Consider the following 8,442-nt stretch of genomic DNA (forward strand, 5'->3'; position numbering starts at 1 on the left):
CACCGCAGCGACTCAGGTCGGTCGGGTGGCGGTGACTTGCCATGCTGCGCCTCGCAGGCGGACTGCGTCGGGCTCGGCGAACCGCTGCATCGCTTCGGTTAGTGCCGCTCTTGCTCTTCTCGTGTCGTCTGGGGATGTGTTGGATCGCAGGTGGCGGACCGGGGCCCAGTCGAAGAGGAAGTCGGCCGCGTCCGTGGCATTCCGGCCCCACACCTGCGGGGCTTCCGCGGCGGTGATCTTCAGGTTCGCGAAACCTGCTTCGGTCAGCACTTCTCGGATGCGTTCGGGGTCGGCGAGCGAGGTCGGTCCTGGCACGTCCGGGGCTTCGGCGGGCGGTTCGGGGATCCGGCTCAGCATTGCGGCCAGCACTGTGCCCAGGTCTCCCTCGGTCCGGTTCCGCAGGCACACGAACGCCAGTCGCCCGCCCGGCCGCAGGCTGCGGCGGATGTTGGCGAAGGCCCTGACGGGATCGGCGAAGAACATCACCCCGAACCGGCTCATCGCAACGTCGAATCCGCCGTCCGGGAACGGGTGGGTCTGCGCATCACCCGGCTCGAACACCACGTTGGTGATGCCCTCCCGCGCCGCGGCCTCCCGGGCTCGTCGCAGCATCGGTGCCGAGAGGTCGATGCCGACCGCGTGTGCTGCTCGGGCTGCGGCCAGGCGGGTCGTTTGCCCGTTGCCGCAACCGATGTCGAGCACGCGGTCCCGCTCGCCGATGTTCGCGGCGTTCAGCAGGGGCTCGTTGAATCCGCTGTTCACCGCGTCGTAGCGGTCTTGGTGCTCGGCCCAGTGCTCGCCTTCGTAGCCGTTCCACGCGTCGGCCTGGCTGGTGTTCACGATGGATTCCACGGTGTTCTCCCGGATCAACTGGTGGCCCGGACGAGCCAGACGGTGCCGCGGACCTGGACTCCCTGCGGGGTTTCGTACGGCTCGAAACCGGCGCGCACCTCGTCCCGGATTCGGTCCACAGTGGATTTCGGGACGTCCTGGAGGTTGAACCGGACCGGTCCCAGCGAGCAGACGAACTCGGCGGCATCGGCCGCATCCGCTCCCAGCGCCTCGGTGGCTTCGGTCCGGTCGATGGTTATGTCGCCGAATCTGGCTCCGGTGAGCACCTCGCGGATTCGGTCCGGGGCGGTCAGGGACATCATGCCGCGGGCCGCCGGCGACGGTCCGCGGAGGAATTCGGCCAGGGGCGCGGTGGCGCGGGCGTAGTCGCCGTCGGGGTTCGGGGCGGTCGGGCCGATGAACGCCAGCCGTCCGCCGGGGCGGAGGCTGCGGCGGATGTTGGCGAATCCGGCGACGAGGTCGGCGAAGAACATCACGCCGCCACGGCTGATGGCCACGTCGAATCCGCCGTCCGGGAACGGGTGGACCTGGGCGTCGCCCTGCACGAACTCGACGTTCGGTATGTCCGCCGCGTCGGCGCGGGCGCGGGCCAGCATGGGGGCGGAGATGTCGACGCCGACGGCTCGGCCTCGTGCCGCGAGTCCGGCGGCCAGCCGCGTGGTGCGCCCGGTTCCGCATCCGACGTCGAGGACCCGGTGGGCCTCGTCGATCTCGGCGGCGGCGAACAGTGGGGCGTTGAAATCGTCGAGCATCCCGTTGTAGCGGTCCGGGTTCTCGGCCCAGAGCTCGCCTTCCCAGCCGTTCCACGCTTCCGCCTGCTGGGTGTTGACCACGGATCGCATCGGTGACTCCCTCGGATTTTGACTAGAGTTGCTCTCTAGAGTTCGACTCTAGTTATAGACTCCGGTCATGAGTTCGGTCAACAAGGGCGGCAAGCGGGCCGAGAAGGCCAGGCAGACGCGGCTGCGGATGCTGCAGGCGGCCGGGGAGCTGTTCGTGGAGCGCGGTTACGGCGCGACGCCACTGCAGGACGTCGCCGACCGGGCCGGCGTCGCGGTGCAGACCATCTACTTCACGTTCCGCAACAAGCGGAACCTGCTGAAGGAGGTCGTGGACACCGCCATCGCGGGCGACGACGAGCCGATCGCGACGATGGACCGGCCGTGGTTCCGCGAGGCCCTCGAAGCGGAGACCGCCGAGGCCCAGCTGCGCGCGCATGTCGCGGGCACGCGGCAGATCATGGAGCGGGTCGCGGCGATCACCGAGGTGCTGCGCATCGCCGCGGCGACCGACCCCGAGGTCACCGAGCTCTGGCCGCAGGGACCCGACCCTCGCTACACCGTCCAGGCCGCCGCTGCCGCCGCCCTCGTCGCCAAGCCGGGAGCACGCGCCGACGTGTCCGCGGAGCACGCCGCCGACGTGCTGTTCGGCCTGCTCGGCCCCGAGCTCTACCTGCTCGTGGTGCGCGATCGCGGCTGGAAGCCGGAACAGTGGGAGCAGTGGGTTTTCGAGCTCCTGCGCGCGCAGCTCGCTGTTCGCCGGTAGCGATGGGAGTCGCGTTGTGCTGTGACACGCGATGGTGCGCAGGCCGACGTGGAGCGAACGGACCGTTTGCCTCGATAGGTGAGGTGAACGGTCCGTTCGCTTCAGTAGCTGCCGGGGTGGTGGCTCCGCCGCTTGCGCAGGCGCGAATCTCCCTGCCGCGAACCGGAAGAACCACGGCCTGCGGGGTCAGCGGCGGATGAGGCGTTCCAGGACTTCGAGGGCGACCGGCATCGCCGACTCGTCGATGTCGAACAGCGGGTTGTGGTGCGGCGCCGTGTTCCCGCCGCCGACCGTCATGTAGGTCGCGATGCCGCCTGCGCGCTGGACTTCGCGGGCGAACAGGCTGGCGTCGTCGCTGCCGCCCATCTGCTTGAACCCGTCGGTGGTTCCGGCGTCGGAGAGCTCCGCCGCGATCCGGTCGATGGTGTCCACCAGCTCGGCATCGCAGTCCATAGTGGCCGATCCGCCGGTCTCCACCACGTCCACGCCGACCCCGTGCATCGCGCCCGAGCCGCGCAGTGTGGACTTGATGCGCTCCGTCAGGTCAGAGCTGACGTCGGAGTCCGTGGACCGGGCTTCCAGCGTCATCTCCGCCCAGGACGGCACGATGTTGACGTTGTCGCCGCCGTGCAGCGTGCCCACGTTGATCCGGGTGTCCGCAGTGGAGTACCGCGGCAGCGCCATCACGTTGAGCAGCGCGCTCGCCGCCGTGACCAGCGCGTTCGCGCCCTGCTCCGGAGCTCCGGCGGCGTGCGCGGCCGTGCCGGTGAACCTGGCCCGCATCTTGGTGGTGGCGAGCAGGCCCTGGATTCCGCCGCTGACCTTCCCTGCCGGTTCGTCGAGCCCGAGGTGCACCGCGACGAACCGGTCGATGCCTTCCGCCGCCCCGGCGGCGATCATCGACGCCGCCCCGCGGCCGCCTTCCTCGGCGGGCTGGAACAGGAACCGGACCGTGCCCGCGAAGTCGTTGTTCGCCGCCAGGCGGCTGGCCAGGCCGAGGCCGATGGCCGTGTGGGTGTCGTGGGCGCAGGCGTGCATCGCGCCGTAGTCACAGCGGAATCCCTGTGCCGCCGGGGCGTGTTCCGCGCTCTCGGACTCCGCCAGCGGCAGGGCGTCCATGTCGAACCGCAGGCCCCAGACCGGGCCCGGCCGGTTGCCCTTGATCTCGGCGATCACCGCCGTGCCGAACTCGGCGGCGTGCTCGACGCTCGCGGCGTCGGCGCCGGTGTTCACGGCCCGCTCCGCGAACAGCTCGCGCCGCTCGGCGGTCGGGTAGTCGACCACGGTGTCCGCCCGCATCGCGGCCTGGCCGGTCAGCGGCTCCAGGCCCAGCGCCCGCAGCCGCGACGCGACGATGCTGGACGTGCGGATCTCCAGGAACGCGGGCTCGGCGTACCGGTGGAAGTCGCGCCGCAGCGCCACGAGCTCGTCGAACTGCATCATCTATCCTTTGTAGACGGTCACAGCCGGATGCCGGCGCCAGGGCCCACCGGCAGGTCGAAGAAGTAGAACACCGCGAGGATCAGCAGCCACATCGCGAAGAACGGCAGCACGAAGACGCTCAACCGGGCCAGCAGGGTGCCCAGCTGCGTCTCCGGCTGGTACTTCCGGTTCACGCTCAGCAGGATGTAGACGTAGGCGTTGAGCGGGCTGACCGCCTGCGTGGTCGAGTCGCCGATCCGGTACGCCGCCTGGATGAACGCCGGGTCGTAGCCGAGGATGGTGAACGCCGGGATCATCACCGGCGCCAGCAGCGACCACAGCGCCGAACCCGAGGTGACGAACAGGTTCGCCACCGTCGCCAGCAGCACCATCACGATGATCGCCGGGAAGCCCGTCAGGTTCGCGGCCCGCAGCCCGTCTGCGGCGCCGACGGCGATCAGCGTGCCCAGGTTCGACCAGGTGAACAGGGCGATGAACTGGGCGGCGACGAAGATGAACACGATGTAGCCGGCCATGTCCTTGACCGTCTCGGTCATCATCCGCGGCACGTCCGCGCGCTCGGCGACGGTGCCCGCGGTGCGCCCGTAGACCAGCCCGGCCAGCAGGAAGGCGATGATGATCAGCGGGACGATGCTCTCCAGGAACGGCGAGGGCACCAGCGCGCCGCCGTCGCCGCGCAGGAAGCTGCCGGGCAGCAGCCAGGTGCCGAACGCCAGCACGACGTAACCGGCGAGCACCGCGAACGCCCGCCACACGCCCTTGCGCTGCCGCGCGGTCAGCTCCGTCACCTGCTCGCCGTCGGGATCGGTCCACGGCCCGAGCCGCGGCTCCAGCACCCGGTCGATCAGGAATCCGCCGACCAGCGGGAGCAGCAGGCCGGCGGTCGCGGCGAAGAAGTAGTTCATCGCGATGTGGGTGTGCACCTCGGTGGCCAGCGGCGCGATCTGCAGCGCCTTGCGGGTGATGCCCTCAAGCAGCCCGTCCAGCGAACCGACCAGGATGCCGCCCGCGTAACCCGTTGCGCCGCAAGCGAAAGCGCCGATGAGCCCGGCCACCGGGTGCCGCCCGGCGGCCTTGAACATCAGCGCCGCCAGCGGCGGGATGACGATCAGCGACGGATCGGACATCACGTGCGCCTGGCACGCCACGAACGCCACCACGTAGGGCAGCAGCCAGCGCGGCGCGCGACCGAAGACGAGGGTGACCGCGGCGGTCAGGAACCCGGTCCGCTCGGCGAACCCGACGACGAGCATCATCGCCAGCACCGTGCCCAGCGGCGGGAAGCCGATGAAGTTGTCCACGAAGTTCGTCAGGAACCACACCAGGCCCTCGGTGCTGAGCACCGCGCGCACCGCGATCGGCTCGGGCTTGCCCGGCACCTCGACGGTGACGCCGAACGCCGCCACCGCGGTGGAGATCACCGCCAGCGCGGTCAGCAGGTAGACGAACAGGAAGAACGGCTCGGGAATCCTGCTGCCGAGCCGTTCGATCCCGGCGAAGACCCGATCCAGTCGGGTGGGCCGGGTACGCGCTGTGTCCATGTGATCTCCGGGCGCAGTCGAACTCGCCGCGGGCTCGAACCCGCAGTGGGGCAAGGGTGGACAAGCCGTCAGCCGCGCTGCTTGGATTGCCGGAAACGGTCACATGAAGGTTCGTGCATGCAAGATTTGTCCAACCTCGACGAGCTGGACCTGGCCCTGGTCAACGCCGTGCAGATCGCCCCGCGCGGCTCCTGGCAGGTGCTCGGCGCGGTGCTCGGCGTCGATCCGAGCACGGTGGCGCGCCGTTGGCAGCGGATCACCGAGCAAGGCCTGGTGTGGATGACCGCGTACGCGCGGCTGACCGCGCCGTCGGCGCACGTGCTCGGCTGCGTGGAGATCGACTGCCTGCCGGCCGAACGGGACGGGCTGGCGATGCTGCTCGCGCGGCTGCCGCAGGTCGTTTCGGTGCACCACGTCGGCAGCGGGCGGGACCTGTTCGTGATCATCAACGCGCGGAGCCTGCCCGCGCTGTCCCGGTTCGTGCTGGACGAACTCAGCCACCATCCCGGCGTCCGGCGCACCAGCGTGCACACGGCCACCACGGTCTACGGCGAGGGCGCGCACTGGCGGCTCAACGCGCTCACTCCCGCGCAGCGCGCGGAGCTCGCGGAGCACGCGCCGCCGCGCGCCCGTCAGGGCGTGCTGACCGAGCAGGACCGCGACCTGCTCGTCGCGCTGAGCATCGACGGCCGTCGTTCCGTGGCGGAGCTCGCCGCGCTCACCGGCACCAGCGTGTCCACCGCGCGGCGGCGGATGGTGCGGCTCGTGGACCACGGCCTGGTGTCGATCCGCTGCGAGGTCGCGCAGAGCCTCACCGGCTGGCCGATCTCGGCGATCTTCTGGGCGAACGTGCCGCCCGACGAGCTCTCCGCGGTGGGCCGGACCTTGGCGACGCTGCCGGAGATCCGGTTCTGCGCCGCGGTGACGGGGGAGCACAACCTGGTGATGATCGTCTGGCTGCGTTCGCCGGAGGACAGCCAGCACCTGGAGGAGCGCCTGGCGGCCCGCCTGCCGTCGCTGTCCCTCGCGGAACGCGCGATCACCCTGCACCAGCTGAAGCGCCAGTCCCGTCTGCTGGACGACCTCGGCCGAAGCACCGAGGTGGTCCCCACCGATCCCTGGGCCGACCTCCACCTGGGCTCCCGCGAGCGGCCGTCCAATTTCGCCTAAAATTGGCGGCTCTGCGGGGACGGTCAGGAGTGCTTGTCGATCACGTGGGTGCGCAGGTCTTCGGACGTTTGCGCGAGGTGATCCGTCATCGCCTGCCTGGCCTTCGCCGGATCTCCCGACTCCAGCGCGCGCAGGATCTTGGTGTGGTGCTCGATCGCGTTGGCGCGGATCTCGCGGACGGCCGAGGTCTCCCGCCGGCCCTCCACCAGCAGCCGGCCGAACGGCTCGAACATCAGCGGGATGAACGCGTTTCCCGTGGACTGCATCACGGTGTTGTGGAAGGCGATGTCGGCGGCGACGAACAGCTCCACGTCGTCGGTGTCGGCGGCGGCCTGCATGTCCTGCAGCTGTTCCCGCAGCTGCGCCAGGTCCTCCTCGGTCCGCTTGACGGCGGCGAGCTCGGCGGCCCCGACCTCCAGCAGCCGGCGGGCGTCGATCAGGCTCTCCGACACCACCCGGCTCGACCGGGGCGCCGTGGCGGCCCGGATCATCGGATCTAGCGCGGTCCACTGCGCGGGCGGGTTCACGTATGTTCCGCGACCCCGTTGGATGCGCACGACGTTCTGCACCCGGAGCGCCTTGACGGCCTCGCGGACGGTCAGCCTGCTCACCGAGAACTGCTCGGCGAGCTCGCTCTCGGACGGCAGCGCGACCCCGGGCGGATGGGTGCCGTCGATGATCGCCCCGAGCAGCCGCTCGGCGAGCTCTTCCGGCAGTGACACCCGGACCTCCTCGCGCGACATCAGATGCCCAGAACCCAGCGACCCTAAACGCCCCGTCCTCGCCCGGTCAAGCCTGCGGTCCACTGAGGACCGCCCGCGGCCGCCGGATGGGTATAGTCCGATGTGGTGGGGTTCCGCGGACTTGGTGGGGTTCTTCATGAGTGGTCGAACTCCCGTGGTGGAGTTGCTCCGGCAGCAGCAGGGCACCGCCACCGCCGGGGAGCGGAAGGTCTGCCGGTTGTTGCTGGCCGACTACCCGCTCGCCGGGCTGGAGCCCGTGGCCCGGCTCGCCGCCCGGGCCGGGGTGAGCGCCCCGACCGTGCTCCGGCTGGTCGGCAAGCTGGGATTCGTCGGGTACCCGGAGTTCCAGCAGGCGCTCAAGGACGAGCTGGGCGAGCGGCTGTCCTCGCCGCTGGACATGTACGCCAAGACCGCCGGCCGGGCCGGTGATCACGCCCTCGACCGGTCGGTGGAGGCCTTCACGCAGGGCATCCGATCCAGCCTGGGGGCGGTGCCCGCCGACGAGGTGGACGCGGCGGTGGCCCTGCTCGCCGACGCGCGCCGTCCGGTGACGACCATCGGCGGCCGCTTCAGCGGGATCCTGGCGCAGTACCTCGCCGGGCACCTCCGCGAGCTGCGGCCGCGCACCTCGCACGTGCCCGACGGCGGCGGTGACCGCGCAGCGGTGCTGCTCGACATGGGGCGCCGCGACGTGGTGGTGGCGTTCGACTACCGGCGGTACGAGAAGGCGACCATCCGGTTCGGCGACCTCGCCAAGAAGCAGGGCGCGGCGCTGATCCTGTTCACCGACCCGTGGCTGTCGCCGCTGGCCAGCTCGGCCGACATCGTGCTGCCCGCCAGCGTGCAGGCGCCGTCCCCGTTCGACTCCCTGGTTCCGGCCCTCGCCCTGGTCGAAGCCGTGGTGGCGGCGCTGGTCGACGAGCTCGGCGATGAACCGCGCAAGCGCCTGGCCCGCTACGACGACCTGGCCGAAGACGTCGCGGAGTAACGGCCCGACGCACGGAGGCCAGCGCGTCGGTGACGGTGTTTCCGCTGGTAACGGGGCCGTGAGTGTTTTGGGCTGCTATAGAGGCTGTTTTGGATGTGGTGACGTGCGGATGTGGTAACGCGGGCGTTTTGTCTTTGAAGCGGCGCAGCCGCTTAGCCCA

At 70.5% G+C, this 8,442-nt stretch carries 8 protein-coding genes; 3 read left to right on the forward strand and 5 right to left on the reverse strand.

Going from position 1 to position 8,442, the window contains the following annotated elements; translation table 11 throughout:
• Positions 1-12 precede the first annotated feature (12 nt).
• Together AB0I53_RS28155 and AB0I53_RS28160 are read right to left on the reverse strand one after the other, a co-directional pair.
• Positions 13-852, reverse strand: coding sequence for a methyltransferase domain-containing protein (locus AB0I53_RS28155; protein ID WP_358609164.1), 840 nt, complete (start codon positions 850-852; stop codon positions 13-15).
• 14 nt (positions 853-866) lie between these two features.
• Complete coding sequence (locus tag AB0I53_RS28160; RefSeq protein WP_358609167.1) at positions 867-1,694, reverse strand: class I SAM-dependent methyltransferase; 828 nt, start codon at positions 1,692-1,694, stop codon at positions 867-869.
• 67 nt (positions 1,695-1,761) lie between these two features.
• Here AB0I53_RS28160 and AB0I53_RS28165 point away from each other — a divergent pair, with 67 nt between their 5' ends.
• A complete protein-coding gene (locus AB0I53_RS28165; protein WP_358609170.1) occupies positions 1,762-2,397 on the forward strand; it encodes a helix-turn-helix domain-containing protein in 636 nt (211 codons plus the stop codon).
• A 186-nt stretch (positions 2,398-2,583) separates the two neighbouring features.
• Here AB0I53_RS28165 and AB0I53_RS28170 read toward each other — a convergent pair whose 3' ends face one another.
• Positions 2,584-3,840: an amidohydrolase gene (locus AB0I53_RS28170; protein WP_358609173.1), complete on the reverse strand. Its 1,257-nt coding sequence runs from the start codon at positions 3,838-3,840 to the stop codon at positions 2,584-2,586.
• Between the two features lie 17 nt (positions 3,841-3,857).
• On the reverse strand, positions 3,858-5,381 hold the full coding sequence (locus AB0I53_RS28175; RefSeq protein ID WP_358609175.1) for an AbgT family transporter: 1,524 nt from the start codon (positions 5,379-5,381) through the stop codon (positions 3,858-3,860).
• A gap of 117 nt (positions 5,382-5,498) precedes the next feature.
• Between AB0I53_RS28175 and AB0I53_RS28180 the strand changes: the two genes are divergently transcribed.
• Positions 5,499-6,551 carry an Lrp/AsnC family transcriptional regulator gene (locus tag AB0I53_RS28180; RefSeq protein WP_358609178.1) on the forward strand — a complete coding sequence of 351 codons (1,053 nt, stop codon included), beginning with the start codon at positions 5,499-5,501 and terminating at the stop codon, positions 6,549-6,551.
• 23 nt (positions 6,552-6,574) lie between these two features.
• Here AB0I53_RS28180 and AB0I53_RS28185 read toward each other — a convergent pair whose 3' ends face one another.
• Complete coding sequence (locus AB0I53_RS28185) at positions 6,575-7,273, reverse strand: FadR/GntR family transcriptional regulator (RefSeq protein WP_358609181.1); 699 nt, start codon at positions 7,271-7,273, stop codon at positions 6,575-6,577.
• A 157-nt stretch (positions 7,274-7,430) separates the two neighbouring features.
• On the opposite strand from AB0I53_RS28185, the gene AB0I53_RS28190 reads away from it, so the two are divergent.
• Entirely contained in the window at positions 7,431-8,282 is an 852-nt protein-coding gene (locus tag AB0I53_RS28190; RefSeq protein ID WP_358609183.1) for a MurR/RpiR family transcriptional regulator, read from the forward strand.
• Positions 8,283-8,442 lie beyond the last annotated feature (160 nt).

The organism is Saccharopolyspora sp. NPDC050389, from assembly GCF_040655595.1.
Lineage (GTDB): Bacteria > Actinomycetota > Actinomycetes > Mycobacteriales > Pseudonocardiaceae > Saccharopolyspora.

What these genes read in the sequence shown, in the direction of transcription:
- AB0I53_RS28160 (WP_358609167.1), bottom strand. Translation starts at nt 1,694, where the DNA reads ATGCGATCCGTGGTCAACACCCAGCAGGCGGAAGCGTGGAACGGCTGG.
- AB0I53_RS28165 (WP_358609170.1), top strand. Translation starts at nt 1,762, where the DNA reads ATGAGTTCGGTCAACAAGGGCGGCAAGCGGGCCGAGAAGGCCAGGCAG.
- AB0I53_RS28170 (WP_358609173.1), bottom strand. Translation starts at nt 3,840, where the DNA reads ATGATGCAGTTCGACGAGCTCGTGGCGCTGCGGCGCGACTTCCACCGG.
- AB0I53_RS28175 (WP_358609175.1), bottom strand. Translation starts at nt 5,381, where the DNA reads ATGGACACAGCGCGTACCCGGCCCACCCGACTGGATCGGGTCTTCGCC.
- AB0I53_RS28180 (WP_358609178.1), top strand. Translation starts at nt 5,499, where the DNA reads ATGCAAGATTTGTCCAACCTCGACGAGCTGGACCTGGCCCTGGTCAAC.
- AB0I53_RS28190 (WP_358609183.1), top strand. Translation starts at nt 7,431, where the DNA reads ATGAGTGGTCGAACTCCCGTGGTGGAGTTGCTCCGGCAGCAGCAGGGC.